Raw genomic sequence first — 19,664 nt, forward strand, 5'->3', positions numbered from 1 at the left:
GCTCTCTCCTTGATTTATGCGATCGTCTGAGTGGCCATCGCCAGGTTTGCCGGCGCGCGCGCCGCCAACTGGGTGATGCTGGTGGCGGGTCTTATGCGGTTCGTTCGCGCGCCGATGAAAGCAACCGGAGTGATCGCATCCGAACCACAGCCTTCGGCGATCCGAATGGACGTGAAGCCGCGCTTCTCAGCGTGAAGGGGCAGATCCAGCTGCACGCGATGCGAACGCCAGAATGGCTGATACTGATGCCGGTCCTCATGCCGGGCCCCTCCAAAACGTCGGCCGCGTCCGATCTGTTGTCCTACCCTAAGATCGTGTTCGACGCAGGGACAGCATACGACCCAATGATCATATATGTGCACGTGTCGCCTTGCCTGATCCGGCTTGTGATTACGGCAGCGCACCGGGGGAATTGATTGCGCTTTGCCGATAGCATCTCGTAGCTTTTGACGAACAGACCACCAAGGCAGTCGATAGGAGAGGTTCGCAGGATGTCAGTTCGCCAGGCGGCTGTCCGTATGTGGGCATCATGAGCGGATCCGCGCCGGAGCGTCCCTTGCAGCGCTATGCCGGTGCCGTGCCACCTGCTCCGGACTGGTTTAATGACGCGGTCGCGACACCGCCTGAGCGGTTGAGCGTCTTCCACGGCGGTTGCGAAATCGAAGTGCTGGCGTGGGGCAGGCGTGGCCTCCCCGGGCTGTTGCTGCTGCACGGCAATCGCGCCCATGCGCAATGGTGGACGCCCATCGCCGCGCAATTGTCGGACCGGTTCCGCGTCGCCGCCCCGTCCTGGCCGGGGATGGGAGGATCCGGCTGGCGGCAGATCTATCGTGAGGTGGATTTCGCGCAAGACGCGCTGGCAGCGGCAGAAGCGGCGGACTTGTTCGCCGAGGGTCCTCCGGTATTCGCAGCCCACAGCTTCGGCTGCGGGCCGCTGCTCGCCGGCCTGTCCGATTACGGAGACCGGTTGGCAGGCGGTATCATCATCGACACGCTGATCGAACCCGACGCTGCGATACCCGACATCGGCCAACAGGCAAGCCACCGCGTCTATCCGTCGATGCAGGATGCGTTGTCCCGTTTCCGACTGGCCCCGGCGCAGACCTGCCGGAATGACTACTATGTCGACTGGGTCGCACGGAACGCGCTTCGTGCCGAAGACGGAGGGGTCGTCTGGAGCTTCGACCCGCAGCTTTGGGAACGGTTGGAGCGGATTGATAAGTGGAAGGCGGTGGCCTTGTCACGGTGTCCTCTCGCGATGATTTACGGCGAGCGGTCGGTCGCGGTGCGCGAGAATGATATAGCCGGTCTGCGCGCGCATGCCCCCGCTCTGGGCGAAGTGGAAAAGATCACGGACGCCGCCCATCATCTCATGCTGGATCAACCCTTGGCGACGCGAAACGCCATAGCACGCCTTGCAACGCGTTTGCTGGCCACGCGAGGGCAGCATGCTCAACTTGCTGGCTCGAAAGCAACATCGTCATGAGCGAGATTTCCCCCACTCTTCCGTCCGCTGACACGATGCTGGCCGATGCCGAAAGCGCCACCGGGCTTTCAGACTGGGGCGAGCGCGATTTGTTTGAGCCCGAATTCCGGTCCCTTTTCACAGCGATGAGAGATTCGATAGTTGCGGATGCTCATTTGACTGCGCGAGGATTGGAGGGCGCCGAAATGCGGCTTCGCGACATGGCTGAGACCCGGCTGCGCATCGTTCATGATCGTCGGCAACGCCCGGAGATCGCACGTCAGCGCATCGTCTCGCCGATCATCATTTTGGGTTTGCCACGAGCGGGATCGACTTTCCTGCATAACCTTCTGGCACAGGACCCGGCCAATCGCGCCCCGCTCAGCTGGGAAATGCTTTTTCCGTCGCCGCCGCCGGCCGCCGAACAGAATGATCCCCGGATCGCCCGCGCTCAAAGACTGCTCGAAGGAAACGGCAATGCCGCGCCTGACATGGTGGACTTTCACGCCGGCGGTGCCGATCTTCCGGAAGAGTGCAATTTTCTGATGGAAGGTGTGGCCTGGTCAGACAATCTGTCCGGAGTGTGGAAGCTCAGCAGCTATAATCGGCTGCGTGCCGGGATGGATCCGCGCATCGCGTATGAAACCCACCGTTTCCTGCTGCAAGCCATCCAATCGACCATGCCGGATCGTCGCATGCTGCTGAAGAACCCGGGGCACATCTTCCATGTGGAGACCTTGCTGGCGACTTACCCCGATGCTTTGCTGGTGCAGACGCATCGTGATCCTGCCAAAGTCATGCCCTCAGTCACCGCCACCATCGCCACGATGCGGTCCTACAACAGTGACCTTTCAACGGACGAGAAGAGCATCGCACGGGGGAACAATCGCGCCTACGCGACCGGCTTGGCGAAGGTAATGGAGCTTCGCGCGACGCGCCCCGAAATCGACCAGCGGTTTCATGACGTTCATTTTCGCCAACTGATCCGCGCGCCAATTGAGACGGCACGGGCGATCTACGGCCATTTCGGCCTGCCTTTGAGCGATGAAGCGATCGACGCGATGGAGAATTGGCTGAAGAGCGCCGACGAACATCAGGCCAAGCGCAAGTTCAAGCTCGCCGATTTCGACCTGGACGAGGCCGGGATCGAGAGCGCCTTCGCTGGATACATCGACCATTATGGTATCGAGCGAGAGCGTCCGGCTTGACGGATCGGTGCCTGTAGCAAGGAAAGACGATGATTGATCTTTATGCCATCGGCAGCCCCAACGTGCTGAAAGTCCTGTTGCTCTTGGAAGAGTTGGAGCTGGCCTATCGGCTGCACCGCATCGATATCTTTGGCGCTGACCAGTTCACGCCAGAGTTTCGCGCCCTCAACCCGAACTGCAAGGTGCCAGTTATCGTCGATCCCGACGGTCCGGGCGGACGATCCATCACTGTCACCGAGTCTGGCGCGATCCTGTTCTACCTCGCGGAAAAGTTCGGGCGGTTCCTGGAGAAAGAGGGGCCAGGGCGCACAGCCACGATGCAATGGCTGATGTTTCAAATGGGATCGGTCGGGCCGATGTTTGGCCAATCCAATCATTTCCGCCTCTCCGCCCCGCCAGGCCACGATTATGCGGTGAGCCGCTATGTCACGGAAGTGAGACGCCTTTACGACGTTCTCGAAGTGCGACTGTCCAACGCCGAATGGCTTGGAGGCGAGAGCTACTCGATTGCAGACATGGCCACCTGGCCGTGGGCCGCTTTCTATGCCGATCAGAATGGCGTGGACCTTGATACGCTGCCGGGTGTGAAACGCTGGGTGGCAGCGGTGGATGCGCGGCCGGCCACGGCGCGCGCGCGTCTCGATTGGCCGGCGTTGCAAGCCTTTGGACTGGAACGGCGCGTACAGGCCGACCCCGATAATGTCGACAAGCTGTTTGGCCGTGGCCGTCACGCTCGCCCGTGAATGTTCGCGTCATCTTGGCGGCCCTGGGGTCAGCCAGGCGTTAGGAGAAAAGTATGCAGGACATTGATCAGCTGGCACTAGCCGTTCTCAACACTCCGCAAGTGGATGCTGCGCGGCGCGATCTGGAAGAACTCTACGCAGCGGATAAAAGCGCCCAATGGCCGCTAACGCGCCAGCGTATCTCCGCTGCCGTTGGCGAATATGCCTTTGCGGCGGCGCAAAGTGCCGCAAGCGATCCGGCGCGGCCGATGCTGAACTGGCGCAACGCATACGCGCGTCGACATGCCGGGTTGAACGTGCCTTCGGGTCGGTTCGGCACGGATAATCCCGATAACGCATACATGTTCATCGGAATGTCCGGGGAGTATTCCTATCGGATTGATGGGCAACTGGCGGACCATCCACCATGCATCTTCACATACTCGCTGCTCGATGGCGATTATGTCCGCACCAGTCATATCAAGACCCAAGGCCTGCTGGGCAAAAACGATTTGGTCGTTGATGCCGATGGGCGTTTCACCATCACGATCGATGCGTCGCCGGCCGATGGCCGACCCAATCATATTCAGTCGACCCCAGACACGGTGATGCTGAATCTGCGCGAGACCCTTGCGGACTGGACGATCGAGCTGCCCGCCAAGTTGAGCATCAGCCGCACCGACGGCAAGGCCACGCCGCCCGCGCATTCCGTGGAAGATATGGCGGTTCGTGCCGCCAGCTATATCCGCGAGGGCGCGCCTTTCTGGGCGTTGAAATTCCACCACGAAAGCTATGAGAAGATCGCGCCCAATCAGCCGCAGCCGATCATGTCGTCCGCCAAGCGGCTGGGCGGTCTGCTCACCCAATTTTCATCTCACGGCAGTTTCACGTTGGAAGAGGACGAGGCTTATGTCGTGCGGGTCGATCCTTTCGACGCGGACTATGTCGGCTTTCAACTCGCTGACGCCTGGATGGTGTCTGCCGATTATGTGGATCGGTTGGGCAGCTTGAACAATCGCCAGGTGGTGGCGGATGCGGATGGACGCATCAGTTACGTCATATCCCGCAGCGATCCCGGTGCCCACAACTGGTTGGATGCGGGCGGAATGGACATGGGCGGAACCACCATCCGCTTCCAGGGCATGAAAGACATTGACCGCGATTTTTCCGGCGCCTTCGAAGTGTGGCACGGCAAGATCGCTGACTTGCGCAGCGTGCTCCCCGCCGAAACGACCTGGGTGGACGCTGCGGATCGAGCCGAACAAATCCGCAAGAGGGTTGATAGTTATCGCCGGCGTGAGCGCGCGCTCCTGGGAGAGTGATCACGCGCGGCATGAGACAAGCTGAGGAGCACGCCATATGAAGGTCGGAATAGTATATCCGCAGATCGAATTGCAGGGGGATCCCGCCTCGCTCGTTGCTTATGCGATAGAGGCGGAGAAGCTGGGCTTGCGCCAACTGGTGGCCTATGATCACCCCTTGGGGGCGGAACACGCCAATCGCGATCCCAAGCTGACCGGGCCTTATACTCAGGACGACCCCTTCCACGATCCCTTCATGATGTTCGGCTATCTTGCGGCGGTGACGAAGCGGCTGGAGTTTTCCTCAGGGATACTCGTGTTGCCGCAGCGTCAGACCGCGTTGGTGGCGCGGCAAGCAGCGGATCTGGATCTGCTGTCTGGCGGCCGGCTGACTTTGGGAGTGGGCCCCGGCTGGAACTACGTGGAATATCAGGCGCTGGGCACGGATTTCCACACGCGCGGCAAGCGTTTGAACGAGCAGGTCGTGCTCCTTCGCGAATTGTGGTCTGGCAAGGTGGTCGACTTCGAAGGGCAATTCCACCGCGTCGATCGGGCGGCTTTGAATCCCGCGCCGAAACGGCAGATACCGGTATTTATCGGCGGCTTTGCCGATGCTGCATTCCGTCGCGGGGCCAAGCTGGGCGATGGGTTCATCTTCGCGGATGGGTATGGCGACGTCTTTGAGTGCCTAGCCACGATAGATCGATATCTGGACGAAGAGGGACGCGATCGCAGCAAGTTCGGCAAGCATTTGCTCATGGTCAAAGTGCCGGATGGACAGGAAGCAGTCGATCGCGCGCGGCGCTGGATGGATGCGGGCGGCACCCATGTGTCGATTGAACCGCAGCGGCGCGGATTCACTACTCTGGAGGCACATCTGGACTTCATGCGCCGCAGCACAGACGACTTCCATAAGGCTGGTTTGCTGGCCGATTGATGTTTTTGACGCGCTCGGGGTTACGCCCGGGCGCGCCCACGTCATGCCGAACAAGGGCTCGCGGCGAGGGGAAGTTCGTCGAGGAGGTCACTTCAGTTTTGGGCATTACTCTGGACCGAGCGTGTCCTTCTTTGATCGCCTACCTTTTTCGCGCGGCGTAGAATTTACTCAGTCTTGGGTGATCGGTGGGCCAAGGTCATGGTCATCGTAGCGCAATGATAAAGCGCGCCATCACGTTCCACGCTAACCTCAGCTGCGGTCGTGCTGATCGTGTGTCCGGCAGACAGAACTCGACCGGTAGCTATAAGTCGGCTCCCTCGTGCCGGACCGGTGAAGTGGATATTCTGCTGCAATGTCGCGCCAGGCCTTTCGGGCGCGATGGTCATCCCGCTCAGCGCCGCGGCATATTCGGCGATGGCACTTGTGATCGCGCCTTGAAACCATCCCGGCATATGGCCCAACTCCGGCCGATTATCGATCGCGAGCGTGACCGTCCCTTCACCCCAAGCCACAAGGTGAACGCCAAACAGGCCGGCGACGCAAGGTGAAGACAATGGCGCGCGAAGGAAAGGTGGCACGTCTTCAGAAAAGCCGCTGCTTGCCGCGTGATCGTCCATTCCCGTTGCTATCCTCGTTCCACAGCGCAAACCAGCTGCAGACGCAGCGCTATGCATCTTTCGCACCTGCCATCTAGTGGGGCAGAGCGAGCCTCACGCGGTCACCGGCACGGCCTGACGATTTTATCAGGCGTTGAAAACTGCTTGTCGAATCGATCTCCAGCAACCAGTTACCACTGACGCCCGCTAGAGTAATCCTCTTGCGACTAAGCAATGCATGGCCGTGTGTATCAGGCGGGATAGAAGCCTGACCTTGCGCCGGTCAATTCTCGAGCGGGCGGACATCCTGCGCCAACGTAGCGATCAGGCGGCTTTGCTCCTCGTCGAGATCGTCCTTTCCAACAGCGTTAGCGAGCGGATCATTCTCAGCGATATGGCCTGCGGCAGGTTCAACATCGTCATCCAACGGGCGGATGTCTTGAGCAGTAGAAAGGATCACGGCGCTACGTGCTTCCGCTTCGTCTTTGGATCCCTGGTCGACCATCACATGTCTCCTATTCCTCAAGATGAACTTGACGCAGGGAGTAGAGTTCCGTCGCGGCTGGGGCTTTGCACGCCAGCGGTGTATCGATCAGCCGAATACCTGCGCAAATTACGCTGCGGGTATGATCGAAAACATAATGATGATTTCGTGAATCGCGTGCGTTGCGGCCCCCCATAGGCACTCTTATACGCGTGGCATCGTCGCCAGAACCCGAGGATTTACGGCAATCATGGACAATAAGGTTTCGGTCAATCCGATGTCGCTGGTCGACCGGACGATCATCGTCACGGGGGCTGGCCAAGGCATCGGCCGCGCTGTGGCGGAACTGATCGTCGAATTGGGCGGCAACGCTGTCGTCGCCGATATGAATCCGGAAACGCTCGAAGCAGCGAAGGCTGATTTCCCCGAGGGTCGTTTCTTGGGCGTGGAAGCGAACATCGCCGAAGAGGCCGATGTGCAGAACTTGGTCGCCAAAGCGGTCGAAGCTTTTGGTTCGGTGCATGGTCTGGTCAACAACGCCGGAATCACGCGGACCGCTATGATCGACAAGATGACGATCGAGCAGTGGAATCAGGTTATCGGTGTACACCTTACCGGCGCCTTTCTCTGCACCCAGGCGGTCGGGCGTCACATGATCGCAAGGGCCAAGGCCGGGGACAGCAATCCAGGGGCGATCGTCAACATCTCTTCGGACGCTGGCATCCAGGGAACGATAGGCCAGATCAATTACGCCACGGCCAAAGCCGGCATCCTGGGCACGACCATGAGCACGGCACGCGAATGGGCGAAATACGGCATCCGCGCCAATTGCGTGGCGTTTGGCGTCGTGGAAACCCCCATGACCGAGACGATCCGAACAAACGAGAAGTTCCGGGATACCTACATGGCAAAGATCCCCCTCGGTCGATTCAGTACCGCCCAGGAAGTGGCACGCCCGGTGTGCTTCCTGTTGTCCGAAGCAGCCTCCTTCATCACGGGCCAACGCCTGTCGGTGAATGGCGGCATGCAGATCGCGGTCTGACGGCATGGGCTGGCGTGTGGACAACGAGCTGCAGCAGATGCTGCGGGACAGTGCGCAAGGTTATTTGGGCGGAGCCGGCGGTGCGGCGCATGCGCGGAAGGTGCGCGACGACCAGGCCGGGTTCGATGCGGCGGCCTGGGCCAGCTTTGGCGAGCTGGGTTGGACCGGTGTCCTGCTGCCTGAAAGTCTGGGTGGCTCGGAGCTGGGTCTGGAGCCCGCGCTGACGTTGGCGGAAGAAATGGGCCGCACGATCGCGCCGGAGCCTTTCGTGGCGTCGGCGGTAATCGCGGCTACGCTTTTGGCGGCCTCGACGGCCAGCGCAGCAACTGAACTGGCGTCGGCGTTGGCCGAGGGGCAGCGAAGCGTTACTTTCGCGTGGCAAGAGAGCCGGGGTGTGCTGGGCGCACCCGCATTCGACACCTACTTCGCCAACGGGACGCTGACCGGCGCAAAGGTGCATGTGCCAGGCTGGCATCCCGGCGTGGCGCTTCTCGTCGCTGCCGGCTCCGATGACGGGCCGGTCGTGCTTGTCGTCGATCCGGCGGCTGCTGGTGTGTCGGTCACGGCGCAGCGGCTCACGGACGGTAGCTTTGCGGCGGACATCGCGTTCGAAAAGGTTGTGCTCGGGGACGACGCCGTGCTGCTTTCGGGCGAGGCGGCTGCTGCAGCTATCGACCAAGCCCTGGCTCGTGGGACTGTGGCGCTGGCCGCTCAGTTGGAAGGCCTCGCCGGCGCGCTATGGCGCATGACAGCCGACTACATGAAAGATCGATCGCAGTTCGGTAGCCGACTGTCCGATTTCCAGGCCTTGCGACACCAGATGGTCGATCTCTATGCGCAGATCGAACTGGCCGCCGCCAGTTGGCGCGCCGCAGCCACCGCTTTGGACGCAGGGGAGGGGGCGGCGGTCGCCATCCACGCGGCCAAGGCGCGTTGTTCCCAGGCTGCTCAGGACATGAGCCGGTGGGCGATCCAGTATCATGGCGCCTTTGGTTACACCGATGAGGCTGACGTTGGCCTGTTTGTTCATGCCGCGCTGACTTGGTCCACCTGGCTCGGCAATCCGGCGGCGCATCGCCGCGCCGCGCTGATGGCGCATCGCAGTGGGAATGTTCGTCATGGCTGAAGATTTGAACCTGCTATCGAACGACGCATTTCGTGCACGCTGGCGCGAATGGTTGCATGCCAACTTCCCCGAAGAATGGCGCATCCCCATCATCCATCGGCTCGCTGGCGAAGACGAGCGCCGCTGGCATCGCATGACATATGCGGCGGGCTGGCGTGCGCCCGGCTGGCCCAAGGAATATGGCGGTCTCGGTCTCAGCTTGGAAAAGCAGCTGATCATCAATGAGGAAATGGAGGCCCATCGCTGCGCCCGCGTGCTTGATAGCGGAGGCGCATTGCTCGCACCGGTGATGATGAAATATGGTACAGACGCTCAGAAGGCGCGTTACCTGCCGGCGATTCTCAATGGCGATGATCTGTGGTGCCAGGGGTACTCGGAACCGAATTCCGGATCGGACCTGGCCAGTTTGCGCACTACCGCGGTTCCCGATGGCGACGAATTCGTGATCAACGGCCAGAAGATCTGGACAACCCTCGCAGCCGTCGCCGATCGCATTTTCGTCCTCGTTCGCACCAACAAGGATGTGAAGAAGCAGGCGGGCATCAGCTTCATCCTGGCCGACATGAACTTGCCTGGCCTGACCGTGCGCCCGATCATGAACTTGGCTGGCGAAGACGAGCTTTGCGAAGTTTTCTTCGACAATGTTCGCGTACCAGCCGAAAATCTCGTCGGTGCGGTCGATCAAGGATGGACCGTCGCCAAGGCGTTGCTGGGCGATGAACGCATCACCAATGGCGCTCCCACCCTGCCGCGCCAATCCTTCGAAATGCTGGAGCAACTGATCGAGGGCCTGGATCAGGGTGGCGACGTTGGCGTCAGCGATCGCGTCTCGGTCCTGCTGTGCGATCTGCACGACCTTGCTGCGCTGCATCGTCAGGTCGCTGATGCGGCGATCAGGGGTGAGGTGGATAATGCGGTCTTGAGCCTGATGAAGGTTCTTGCGACCGAGCTCTTCCAGCGCATGACGGACGAGATGCTGCGCGTAAGCGGCGAAAATGCCGGCCTTGTCGAGCCGGTCGGTATCGGCGGCGTCGATATGGACTTGCGCAAACTCTTCATGGTCGCTCGTCCATCGACGATCTATGCCGGCGCTAACGAGGTCCAGCGCAATATCGTCTCGAACATGCTGCTGGGACCCGTGGCAAAGTAAGCGGACCTGCGGCAATATATGTGAAGGGGCTGGATCATCGTATCCGGCCCCTTTTATTGTTTCTGATCAATCAGCACGAACGATGGATGAGGAACGCTTAGCCAGAACGACGGGCCTGATTGATGGAAGTCCCTAGAAGCGCTGTCCTCCTTCGCCGGGGCCGTTGATGTGATGCCATTACGTTTGGGAATGGGGCTATCGGATACGGCGCCGTCATGTCGCGCGCATCAGCGTCTCACCTGCCGCCTTGTCATTTCTCGTTCGGACGGATTGAGCGAAGCCTATCTTGACCATGGCAACGTCCCCAATCTTTTGGGAGCAACGTAGGAGTATCGGCAGGGGAGGGAGAATGTCGATGCCCTGGGCGGCGAAGAACGTGCCTTAATTCGGAAGGGGCCTTGAGCAGATCGGCGTTGTTGATGATCCAGGAATTAGCGTGGCGGGGCGAGTAGAAAAGATACGGCGCCTTGTCCATTTGCCGGTACCGGTTTCGCTCAGTCTCCATAGCCACGTTCGGCGCGATAAGGGGCGTAGCGCTTCAGCAACTGCTCGGTACTGCCGCCAAAATCCTCGGGCCTGAAACGGTGCATCGTCGTGGAGCGGCGGGGGTTGGCTTCCAACCAACCGCTCATTGCGTTGTCCGCCTGCTCCGACAAGCGAAGGCCAAAGTAAGCGTATATGGCGCGGACCACGCCCATCTGGTCTTTAACGAAGTCGCGAAATTCGATGTCGATATATTGCCCGGGAATGGTTTGCTTCACCGCTTCCGCCCGTTCCATGGCCAGCGCCCAGAACTCTTCCTCGCGAGCATAGACCTTATCGATTTTAGCGCCGTCGCCTCGGTAGGCGCGGTGCGCTCCAGCAAGCAGATTGCAGAGCGAGGGGATCGATTGAAGCGGATCGCGGTGGGTCTGGACGATCATCGCATCGGGAAAAACGTTGAGCATTTCCCGCATTGAATAAGTGTCAGTCGGATTCTTCAAAAGCCAGGTGAGATCGGGGCTGTCTGCGCCGATCAGCTTCAAAACATTGGCAAAGAAGCGATAGGCAAACGTGTCATCGGTCGCCCGGTACCAATCGTCGTAGGCTGGCACGACCAGAGAAGACGGCCACATGTTTGAGCAGAAACTGGCCGACAGGACGTTGAGGGATTCCTCGACACTGTCGACCGCCATGCCGTGATCGTCCAGAACTTCGGGCGCGACTGCTATCATGGCATCGAGCGCGGCCTTGGCAGTCTGGAAATCGGCATTCTGGGACCATTGCGCGCGCGCAGGACGGGGCTGCGGCGCCGCGCATAGCCAATGTTCCGGGCCCTGGAATTGCGGGTCCATCGATAACAGCTTGTGCAATGCGGTCGTGCCTGACCGGACGATGCCGGTGATCACCAATGGCCGGTGGATCGAGCCCCCTATCGCGTCTGCCCGCCGTTTGAAGCCTTCGGCGGCTTTTAACCGCGCGGTCAGATTGGCGATGATCACCTCGCGCAGCATATCGGCGCCCTCGGCGCTCAGGCCCGCATGGCCGAGGTCGTCCAGCAGCCGATCGTAGCCCTCGCGAAAATCATCGCTCCCGAAATCGCTCAATCCGCAGCGATCAGAGGCTTCTCTCAGCAGGGCATCTTTGGATACCGAAAATGCAGGCGGTGTCATCACGTTCAACCTTTTTCATAACGCGTCTTCGGGCGCCAAAACCCGGCCGAACCGATCGCTGCATGTCGCACGGCACTCCGGCAACTTTTCGATGGCTTGATGAGTAGGATACGGCTCAACCTAGTGAAAGGACAAAAGCCCGCACTTCGTCGGCAAAAGTGTCTGGCTGTTCCATGGCAGCGAAATGCCCGCCTTTCGCCATTGGTGTCCAGCGTGTGATGGCGAAGCTTTGCGCGCCGTATCCTCGCGGGGGCGGTGGAAAGATCGGATCCGGAAAGGCCGCGACTCCTGTGGGTACCGTGACGCGATGTTCCAATGCCTGTCCGCCTTCGTCGGTGACGGCCTTGTAGATCCAGGTTGAGGTGACGATGCTGCCGGTGGCGACGTAGAGCATGACGTTGGTCAACAACTGGTCGAGTGAGTACACCGATTCCAGCTTTGGCGTGGCGTCCGTGCGATCTATGTCCGACCAGGCGGCGAACTTTTCCAAAATCCAGGCGGCCGCGCCCACCGGACTATCCGAAAGCGCGAAGCCCAGCGTCTGCGGACGCGTACCTTGCTGATGGGCGTATCCGCCCTCGACCATCCGCATGTAGTTGACGTTCGCGAGGTAGGCCTTTTCCTCCTCCGTTTCCGGCTTGGCCGTCGCTGTCTGCAGCAGGCACATATTAAGGTGCAGCGCTACGCAGGCATCGGAATGGTCATGGGCAAGCCAGCCCGCGACGATGCTGCCCCAGTCACCGCCTTGCGCGATATAGCGCGGGTACCTCAGGACATCGGTCATCAAAAGATTGAACAACCGCGCGATCGCGCGCGGGCCCATCGGCTCTCCAGGGCGTCCTGAGAACCCATATCCAGGCAACGAGGGAATTACGAGATCCAGGCCGTCCTCGGCGCGGCCGCCAAATTGCTCCGGATGAGCGAGACGAAGAGCAGCGTCCTGGAATTCCAGGAAAGACCCTGGCCAGCCATGAATGAGCAGTACGGGCGGGCGACGGCCCGGTGCCGATCCCTGCATATGCAGAAAGTGAATGCGCAATCCATCTACTTCGGCTTGGAAATGAGGTTGCGCATTGAGCCGCGCTTCCTGCGCGCTCCAATCGTAGTCCTTCACCCAGTAGTCGGCGATACGACGCATCTCCGACTTCGCGATCCCCGCCGTCCAGCCTCCGGCGTCGGGAAAGGCGTCCCAGTCAAAGGCGCTCACCTTCTCACGGATAGCCTGCAGGCGCGCCGAAGGCAGCGCGATCTGGAAAGGAGTGGCTGGCATGGAACGGCTTCTCCGCTGATGGCTGAAGCGCTGTGATAAGACGGGCCGCAAACATATGCGCGGTGCTTCGCGCGAAATTACAGGCATGAAATCGTAGGGGCCGACTGGATGGCAAGGCCGGCTTGCCTGGAAATCCTTGCTGAAAACGCTATACTGGTTTAGTGTTTATCATGCGTGGGCGCTAACTTTTGAGGTACATATGAAGGTTCGCAAGCCGGTCATCGATTACAGTGAAGTTCCGCTTTACTGGTCGGAAAATCATGAGTTTGCGCAGCGTTGGAATGCTGGCTCTTTCATCCCGGCATACATTGAGCCTTTCCTTGTGAAGGTCCTGCACGAGGCTAAGCCACTGCTGGATGCCAGCAATAAGAAGCTCGCGAATGAGGTGGACATCTTCATCAAGCAGGAGATGGAACACTGCAAGAACCATGTGAAATTCAACAGGCGTTTCTGGTCGTTTGGCTACGATGAACTTCGGCCGATGGAAGCGGCGTTCGCCAAGGATTACGATGACTGGATGAAGACGAAGTCGTTGCGTTTCCGCCTCGCGTACTGCGAAGGCTTCGAGGCGATGAGCGCAATTTCCGTAACCGCGATCTTCGAAGAGTCGGATGAATTCTTCGCAAAGGCGGATCAGAACGTCGTCGATCTCTGGAAATGGCATCTAGCCGAGGAATACGAGCATCGCACCGTGATGTATGACGTATTCCACCAATTGTATTACAAGAACCCCGTCAGCGGCTATTTCTGGCGCATTTACGGGCTGTTCTATGCCATGGTCCACATGGGTGGCTTCTCCGCGCGGATGACGAAAGTATTGCTCGATAAGGATCGCTCCACCATGACACCCGAGCAGCGAGCGCAGTCGTTCGCAAACGAGAAGCGTTCAAAGAAGGCGTTGGCGCGTCCAGCCCTTAAGCATCTGCTGGAAATTCTGTCGCCGTTCTACAACCCGGCCAAGCGCCGCCCACCCCGTGGTGTAGAGGCTTATCTGGGCGAGAGCTTCGAACGTGTTGCCGTGAAGGCAGTGCCAGTTCCGGCCTGAGTATTCTAGATACCCTGGAGTGCCGTTCAGCCCAGTGAGTTCTGGCGCTGAAGGCACTCCGGGTTGTTGCGGTTCATCGATCTGATAGTGCAGCGGCAGTGTAGCCTTATATCGTCCGTCCGCGCTTCAGGAGGGCAACGCTTCGCCCTCAGTTCATCCAGCGGCCACCATTCACGATCAGGCTTTGCCCGGTGATGTAGCTAGCACCTTCGCTGGCGAAGAACGACACGGCGTGGGCGATGTCCTCGGGCTTACCCAGAAAACCAACTGGTGTTTCGCTGATCGCCTTTTCGACGAACGCGGCGGGCAAAAGATCGGTAGCCCGCGTGCGGATATAGCCGGGGGCAATCGCGTTCACGGTCACACCATACTCTGCCAACTCGCGCGACAACGAACGGGTGAAACCGATTACTCCAGCCTTTGCAGCTGCGTATGACGCGGCAGACTTGCTGCCGATGTAGGCAGAATCCGACGCGATGTTAACGATACGGCCGTAACGGCGGTCTCGCATGCCAGGCACAGCTTCGCGCGCTGCATCCATCGCCGTACGCAAGCAGATGTTGACAAGAAAGTCGGCAAGATCGGGGCCTGCTTCCCAGAATGGCGCGGCATTTTCACGCGCGCTTTGGCCGACGTTGTTTACCAATATGTCGATGGGCCCCAGCGTCTGAGCGGCGCGGACAAAGGATGACTTGATCGCCGAGCGGTCAAGCATGTCCGTTTTCAACGCCGTTGCGCGTCGACCGAGCGCCTCGACCTCGGCGGAGACGGCGTCGATGCCGTCGCCGTCGATGTCGAGAAGCGCCACATCGCAGCCGTCTTGCGCCAAGCGCAAGACGATAGCCCGACCGATACCCTGCGCCGCGCCCGAGACGAGCGCGACGCGAGTGCCGCCTTCACTAGTGGCCATCTGCGATCAGCCCCGGAAGTTCGGCTTGCGCTTTTCAACAAATGCCGTCGTGGCTTCGCGATGGTCGGGCAGACGGCTGCTTACTGTTTCCAAGGCAAAGCCCGCATCCACGGACGATGCGAACAACTGACGCAGGCCGATGTTCAGGACGTGCTTGGTATAGGTGATTGACGCCAGGGCGCCGTTGTTCAGCTTGTCCACGATGCGATTGACTTCCGTATCGAGGTCCGCCTCGGTCGTCACCTTGGCGATCAGGCCCATGGCCTGAGCTTCGCGCGCACCGACTAGATCACCCGTCAGCAGGAAGTACTTGGCTGCAGCGTAGCCGGCATTTTTGGGCCAGATGATCGCGCCGCCGTCGCCCGCGACGAGGCCAACCTTGACATGAGGATCGCCAAAGCGGGCGTTTTCCGAAGCGACGCAGATGTCGGCAAAGAGCGCGAGAGTGGCCCCCAGACCAACCGCATCACCGTGAACGCGCGAGATGATCGGCTTGTCGCAATCGATCATGGCCTGCATGAAACGCTTGCCGTTCTTGATGCCGACAACGAAATTGTTAATGTTATCAACGCCCTGCTGCATGGCGGCGATATCGCCACCGGCGCAGAAGGACACGCCCGCGCCCGTCAGGACGACCACCCGGACTTCGGGATCGGCATCAGCATCCCAGAAAATACGCGTCAGCGCCTCGTCCATGTCCGGGCGGATGGCGTTGCGGAAGTCTGGGTTATTGAGCGTGATCGTCAGAACATTGTTGGTCAGATCAAGCTTGAGTGACTCGGGATATTTCGAGAAGTCGATGGGGCGGCCCTGGTGATCGTAGGAGTTGCTCATAAATCGTACCTTTCAGCGCTTGTTGCCGGGGCGTCCCGCCCCCTTTCGTTCGGGAATTCAGATCGTGTCCGGCGTGCCCAGAATGACAGTGGCCTGGCTGGAAAGCACCCCGCCATTTCCGTGCGCGATCGCCAGATGGGGATCTTTTGCCTGGCGTTCCCCGCACTCGCCACGAAGCTGACGGATAGCCTCGACCAGCGTGAACATTCCATACATGCCCGGATGGCAGCAAGAAAGACCGCCACCGTTGGTGTTGACAGGCAGATCACCGCCCGGCGCGATCCGACCATCCTCCACGAAACGGCCACCCTCCCCCTTGGGGCAGAAGCCCAAGTCCTCGAGAAACAGGATCGTGTTGATCGTAAAGGCGTCATAGACTTGGACGACGTCGATATCCTTGGCGGTAACCCCAGCCGCGGCATAAGCACGCGCGCCGCTGTCTTTCGCGGCGGTGACGGTGAGGTCGCTCATCCACGCGATTTCGCGATGCGTTGTGGCGGATGCAGCGCCCAGTACGGCAATCGGATTGGCCGTCAGGTCGCGCGCTTTATCCGCACGGGTGAGTACAATCGCGGCTGCGCCGTCGGTGACGAGACAGCAATCCAATACCTTTAGCGGCGAACTGACGGTTCGCGACGCCATGTAGGCGTCCATATCCAGCGGGTCGCGCTTGAATGCCTCCGGGTTGAGTTGAGCCCATCCGCGTGCCGCCAACGCAACAGCGCCCAGTTGCTCCTGCGTGGTGCCATACTGGTGCATGTGGCGCGCGGCCGCCAAGGCGTATGAGCTTACCGGATTGATCGGCTTGTACGGCGCTTCGTAGGTCATCGGGAGGATCGTGCTGGAAAGCTTGCCGGTGGCGGTGGCCTGGTTATTTCCGAATGCGATCAGGGCAACGTCAATCATCCCGGCATCCAGCAGGAATGCGGCCTGCTCGATATAAGCTTGAAACGCCGACCCGCCGACCCGGTTGTTATCAGTGATCTTCGGGTGGATGCCGAGATATTGCGCAAAGCTTAGGCCACCGAACGTGTCCGTCGGGTGGCAGAAGAACAGGCCGTCCACATCGGCAGGCGTCAAGCCCGCCTGCGACAGAGCGTCACGCGCCGCGATGGCCGCAAGATCGGAGGACTGGAAGCCGGGCGCGCGACCCTGACCGAATGTGGCGGCGCCAACAACTGCGACCTTGCCGCGCGGGAAGGGTGAAGTGCTCATTGTGCCTCCTCGGCCGGAACGAAGACCACGAAATGGCGATCGTCCGCTTCGACGATGCGGGCCACCACTGACATGCCGATTTTGATGTCGGCGGGGTCTATACCCTCTACTCGGCTCATCATGCGCGGCCCTTCGGCGAGGTCGACGAGCACGACGTTATACGGGTCCAAGGGCGGCTTGCGGTTGACGACCGTCACCGAATGAACGGTGCCTGTGCCGGACGCGGCCACCCATTCCAGCTCCCCGCCCGTAGCCGGCTCGATCGCCCGGGGGTAAAAGTGATACAAGCCGCTCTGAATGCCGCGTTGGATCATGAAGCGGCCTTCGGCCAAGTGCGCCTGATATTCGACGTCGGGTTGAACCTCTGCCATCATTGCCCCCTGAATTGCGCCTTGCGCTTTTCCTTGAACGCCGTCGTTCCCTCGCGAAAGTCCTCGGAACGGACCATCAGAGGCTGCATCACCATTTCTGCGGCCAATGCCTCCTCGTAAGTCTGTGTTTCCGCCGCTGCGAATTGGCGCTTCGACATCTTCAGGGACAGTGTGGCTGCACGTGACCATTCAGCAGCCAGGGACTGCGCCCGCGTCACCACCTCAGCGGCAGGTACAACCTCGCTTGCCAGGCCCAAGGCTGCTGCCTCTTGGCCTGAAACGAACCGGCCTGAATAAACCAGCGCCTTCGCCCTAATCGGCCCCAAATTGCGCGAAAGAAGATGGATCGCCCCGCCGTCAGGGGCAAGACCGATGTGGCGAAATGCGAATTGAAAGCGAGCGTCCGGCGCAGCGATGACATAGTCGCAAGCCAGCGCCATCGACCACCCCACGCCCACGCACACGCCGCGCACCGCCGCGATGATCGGGATGTCGGTATGGATGATCCCGCGCATCATGCGGTGGAGGATTTCCACACGCGCCATGCCATCGGCAATGCCGCCGCCGCCCATCTCACCGACGTCGGCCCCGGCGCAGAAGTCCATGCCACCCCCGGCCAGAACGACCGCACGGATAGATACGTCGTCCTGGATACGCTCGAAAACGCGGGGCAGTTCGACGCGCATGGCCTTATCGAGGGCGTTTTTCTTCTCGGGACGGTCAAGCGTGACCGTGGCGACGTTTTCGTTGATATGCAGCGTGATCGGCACAGTCTTTTCCTTCGTTCAGACCGTCTCGGGCAGGCCGAGAATGCAGGTGGCCTGGTTGGAGAGGGTGCCGCCGTTCCCGTGGGCGAGCGCCAGCTTCGCGCCGGCGATTTGCCGCTCCCCGGCTTCACCACGCAATTGACGGATCGATTCCACCAGGGTGAACAGGCCGTACATCCCCGGATGGCAGAACGAAAGACCGCCGCCGTTCGGATTGACCGGCAGGCTACCCCCCGGCGAAATCGCGCCACTGGCGACGAAGCGACCGCCTTCACCCTTGGGACAGAAGCCCAGATCTTCAAGGAAGAGGATCGTATTGATCGTGAACGCATCATAGAGGTTCACGACATCGATATCCGACGGGGTCAGCCCCGCCTGCGCGAACGCGCGCTCGCCGGATTCCTTTGCCGCCGACACACTGAGATCAGCCAGCTGCGCAATCTCGGTATGCCATGTCGCCGACGCTGCGCCCAAGAGCGATATCGGGGTCTTTTTGGCGTCTTTTGCGCGATCAGCTCGCGTGAGCACAACTGCCGCGGCACCGTCGGTGACCAAGCAGCAATCGGCGACATGAAGCGGGTCGGCGACAAGCCGGGTGGCAAGGACATCCTCAACCGACAGCGGCCCCTGCTTGAACGCTTCGGGATTGAGGTTGGCCCATTGCCGCGCTGCCACCGCGACGGAGGCAAGGTCCTCGGACGTGGTGCCGTATTCATGCATGTGCCGTGAGGCTGCAAGAGCATAAGAGGCGACCGGATTGTTAGGCCGATAGGGAAACTCGAACGGCGATGGCGCCTGTGCGCTCACCAGCTTGCCGGCGCCGGTGCGCTGATTTGAGCCATAGCAGATCAGCGCATAGTCGATCAGCCCGGCGTCCAGCGCCAGCATCGCCCATTCTGCATGAGTGAGAAAAGCCGAGCCGCCCGTGCGGCTGTTATTCGTCATCTTCGGGTGGATGCCGTAATACTCGGCGATCGTCAGGCCTGAAAGAAAATCGTTGGGCAGGCAGATGAACAGCCCGTCGATGTCCGAAAGCTTGAGAGCTGCATCCTCGACAGCGAGCCGGCCAGCCTCCGCGGCCAGTTCCATCGCGGTATAGCCTGGAGCCTCGCCACAACCGAAAGTGGCCGCGCCGATGAAAGCGGCTTTACCGCGCAGTTGGGCGGCGCTCATGCGGCGATCTCCGGTTCGAATACGACAATTTTGTTGCCATCGAGGCCGTCAACGATCTTGGCGCGCACCCGCATGCCGATCTTGACCTGATCGGCCTCTATACCTTGGACATGGGTCATCAGGCGTGGGCCTTCATCCAGTTCGACGATGGCGATGCTGATGTTGGGCGCCGGCGGCTTCACCCGTTTCACGGTGGCGGCATAGACCGTGCCAAGGCCGCTCGGTTCCGCCCATTCCAGGTCAGTCGCGCCGCTTACCGGGGCTACCATGCGAGGATAGAACACCCATTCGCCAGTGCTGGGCGAGCGCTGGATCATGAAGCGCCCCTCTGCCAGGTGATTGAAGTACGTTGCGGTCGGTGGTGCCTGGGTCAAGCCCCGTCTCCTGCTGAAAATT

At 60.4% G+C, this 19,664-nt stretch carries 21 protein-coding genes; 9 read left to right on the forward strand and 12 right to left on the reverse strand.

Going from position 1 to position 19,664, the window contains the following annotated elements:
- Nucleotides 1-14 precede the first annotated feature (14 nt).
- Nucleotides 15-215: an LLM class flavin-dependent oxidoreductase gene (locus tag ACHWRX_RS00575; protein WP_394657698.1), complete on the reverse strand. Its 201-nt coding sequence runs from the start codon at nt 213-215 to the stop codon at nt 15-17.
- A 314-nt stretch (nt 216-529) separates the two neighbouring features.
- On the opposite strand from ACHWRX_RS00575, the gene ACHWRX_RS00580 reads away from it, so the two are divergent.
- The 5 genes from ACHWRX_RS00580 to ACHWRX_RS00600 are packed head-to-tail and all read left to right on the forward strand — an operon-like array spanning nt 530 to nt 5,633.
- Nucleotides 530-1,486: an alpha/beta fold hydrolase gene (locus ACHWRX_RS00580; RefSeq protein WP_394657699.1), complete on the forward strand. Its 957-nt coding sequence runs from the start codon at nt 530-532 to the stop codon at nt 1,484-1,486.
- Nucleotides 1,483-2,673, forward strand: a complete 1,191-nt coding sequence (locus ACHWRX_RS00585) for a sulfotransferase family protein (RefSeq protein ID WP_394657700.1) — start codon at nt 1,483-1,485, stop codon at nt 2,671-2,673. Before ACHWRX_RS00580 ends, ACHWRX_RS00585 begins: the two co-directional genes overlap by 4 nt.
- Before the next feature lie 29 nt (nt 2,674-2,702).
- Nucleotides 2,703-3,416 carry a glutathione S-transferase N-terminal domain-containing protein gene (locus ACHWRX_RS00590; protein ID WP_394657701.1) on the forward strand — a complete coding sequence of 238 codons (714 nt, stop codon included), beginning with the start codon at nt 2,703-2,705 and terminating at the stop codon, nt 3,414-3,416.
- Nucleotides 3,417-3,469: 53 nt separating this feature from the next.
- The gene (locus ACHWRX_RS00595) at nt 3,470-4,717 is read left to right on the forward strand and encodes a hypothetical protein (protein ID WP_394657702.1); all 1,248 of its coding nucleotides are present in this window, start codon (nt 3,470-3,472) and stop codon (nt 4,715-4,717) included.
- A gap of 37 nt (nt 4,718-4,754) precedes the next feature.
- Nucleotides 4,755-5,633 (forward strand): LLM class F420-dependent oxidoreductase, encoded by an 879-nt coding sequence (locus ACHWRX_RS00600; RefSeq protein WP_394657703.1) that lies wholly within the window; start codon nt 4,755-4,757, stop codon nt 5,631-5,633.
- Nucleotides 5,634-5,797: 164 nt separating this feature from the next.
- On the opposite strand, the gene ACHWRX_RS00605 is transcribed toward ACHWRX_RS00600, so the two are convergent.
- Both ACHWRX_RS00605 and ACHWRX_RS00610 read right to left on the reverse strand, forming a co-directional pair.
- The gene (locus ACHWRX_RS00605; protein WP_394657704.1) at nt 5,798-6,250 is read right to left on the reverse strand and encodes a PaaI family thioesterase; all 453 of its coding nucleotides are present in this window, start codon (nt 6,248-6,250) and stop codon (nt 5,798-5,800) included.
- 262 nt (nt 6,251-6,512) lie between these two features.
- Nucleotides 6,513-6,734, reverse strand: coding sequence for a hypothetical protein (locus ACHWRX_RS00610; RefSeq protein ID WP_394657705.1), 222 nt, complete (start codon nt 6,732-6,734; stop codon nt 6,513-6,515).
- 256 nt (nt 6,735-6,990) lie between these two features.
- Between ACHWRX_RS00610 and ACHWRX_RS00615 the strand changes: the two genes are divergently transcribed.
- From ACHWRX_RS00615 to ACHWRX_RS00625, 3 genes are read left to right on the forward strand one after another with little or no spacing between them, the layout of a single operon-like run.
- Nucleotides 6,991-7,755, forward strand: a complete 765-nt coding sequence (locus tag ACHWRX_RS00615; protein WP_394657726.1) for an SDR family NAD(P)-dependent oxidoreductase — start codon at nt 6,991-6,993, stop codon at nt 7,753-7,755.
- 16 nt (nt 7,756-7,771) lie between these two features.
- Entirely contained in the window at nt 7,772-8,881 is a 1,110-nt protein-coding gene (locus tag ACHWRX_RS00620) for an acyl-CoA dehydrogenase family protein (protein ID WP_394657706.1), read from the forward strand.
- Nucleotides 8,874-10,031, forward strand: a complete 1,158-nt coding sequence (locus tag ACHWRX_RS00625) for an acyl-CoA dehydrogenase family protein (protein ID WP_394657707.1) — start codon at nt 8,874-8,876, stop codon at nt 10,029-10,031. Before ACHWRX_RS00620 ends, ACHWRX_RS00625 begins: the two co-directional genes overlap by 8 nt.
- Nucleotides 10,032-10,525: 494 nt before the next feature.
- On the opposite strand, the gene ACHWRX_RS00630 is transcribed toward ACHWRX_RS00625, so the two are convergent.
- Nucleotides 10,526-11,617, reverse strand: a complete 1,092-nt coding sequence (locus tag ACHWRX_RS00630) for a sulfotransferase family protein (RefSeq protein ID WP_394657708.1) — start codon at nt 11,615-11,617, stop codon at nt 10,526-10,528.
- 181 nt (nt 11,618-11,798) lie between these two features.
- Nucleotides 11,799-12,953, reverse strand: coding sequence for an epoxide hydrolase family protein (locus tag ACHWRX_RS00635; protein ID WP_394657709.1), 1,155 nt, complete (start codon nt 12,951-12,953; stop codon nt 11,799-11,801).
- Between the two features lie 199 nt (nt 12,954-13,152).
- On the opposite strand from ACHWRX_RS00635, the gene ACHWRX_RS00640 reads away from it, so the two are divergent.
- Nucleotides 13,153-13,998: a metal-dependent hydrolase gene (locus ACHWRX_RS00640; RefSeq protein WP_394657710.1), complete on the forward strand. Its 846-nt coding sequence runs from the start codon at nt 13,153-13,155 to the stop codon at nt 13,996-13,998.
- Between the two features lie 148 nt (nt 13,999-14,146).
- On the opposite strand, the gene ACHWRX_RS00645 is transcribed toward ACHWRX_RS00640, so the two are convergent.
- The 7 genes from ACHWRX_RS00645 to ACHWRX_RS00675 are packed head-to-tail and all read right to left on the reverse strand — an operon-like array spanning nt 14,147 to nt 19,642.
- On the reverse strand, nt 14,147-14,908 hold the full coding sequence (locus tag ACHWRX_RS00645; protein WP_394657711.1) for an SDR family NAD(P)-dependent oxidoreductase: 762 nt from the start codon (nt 14,906-14,908) through the stop codon (nt 14,147-14,149).
- 6 nt (nt 14,909-14,914) lie between these two features.
- On the reverse strand, nt 14,915-15,742 hold the full coding sequence (locus ACHWRX_RS00650; protein WP_394657712.1) for an enoyl-CoA hydratase/isomerase family protein: 828 nt from the start codon (nt 15,740-15,742) through the stop codon (nt 14,915-14,917).
- A 57-nt stretch (nt 15,743-15,799) separates the two neighbouring features.
- Nucleotides 15,800-16,957 carry a thiolase gene (locus ACHWRX_RS00655; RefSeq protein ID WP_394657713.1) on the reverse strand — a complete coding sequence of 386 codons (1,158 nt, stop codon included), beginning with the start codon at nt 16,955-16,957 and terminating at the stop codon, nt 15,800-15,802.
- The gene (locus ACHWRX_RS00660; protein ID WP_394657714.1) at nt 16,954-17,328 is read right to left on the reverse strand and encodes a Zn-ribbon domain-containing OB-fold protein; all 375 of its coding nucleotides are present in this window, start codon (nt 17,326-17,328) and stop codon (nt 16,954-16,956) included. Before ACHWRX_RS00660 ends, ACHWRX_RS00655 begins: the two co-directional genes overlap by 4 nt.
- Nucleotides 17,328-18,098, reverse strand: a complete 771-nt coding sequence (locus tag ACHWRX_RS00665; protein ID WP_394657715.1) for an enoyl-CoA hydratase/isomerase family protein — start codon at nt 18,096-18,098, stop codon at nt 17,328-17,330. Before ACHWRX_RS00665 ends, ACHWRX_RS00660 begins: the two co-directional genes overlap by 1 nt.
- 15 nt (nt 18,099-18,113) lie before the next feature.
- Entirely contained in the window at nt 18,114-19,268 is a 1,155-nt protein-coding gene (locus ACHWRX_RS00670) for a thiolase (protein WP_394657716.1), read from the reverse strand.
- On the reverse strand, nt 19,265-19,642 hold the full coding sequence (locus ACHWRX_RS00675; RefSeq protein WP_394657717.1) for a Zn-ribbon domain-containing OB-fold protein: 378 nt from the start codon (nt 19,640-19,642) through the stop codon (nt 19,265-19,267). Before ACHWRX_RS00675 ends, ACHWRX_RS00670 begins: the two co-directional genes overlap by 4 nt.
- Nucleotides 19,643-19,664 lie beyond the last annotated feature (22 nt).

The sequence above is a fragment of the uncultured Novosphingobium sp. genome, from assembly GCF_964277725.1.
Lineage (GTDB): Bacteria > Pseudomonadota > Alphaproteobacteria > Sphingomonadales > Sphingomonadaceae > Novosphingobium > Novosphingobium fluoreni.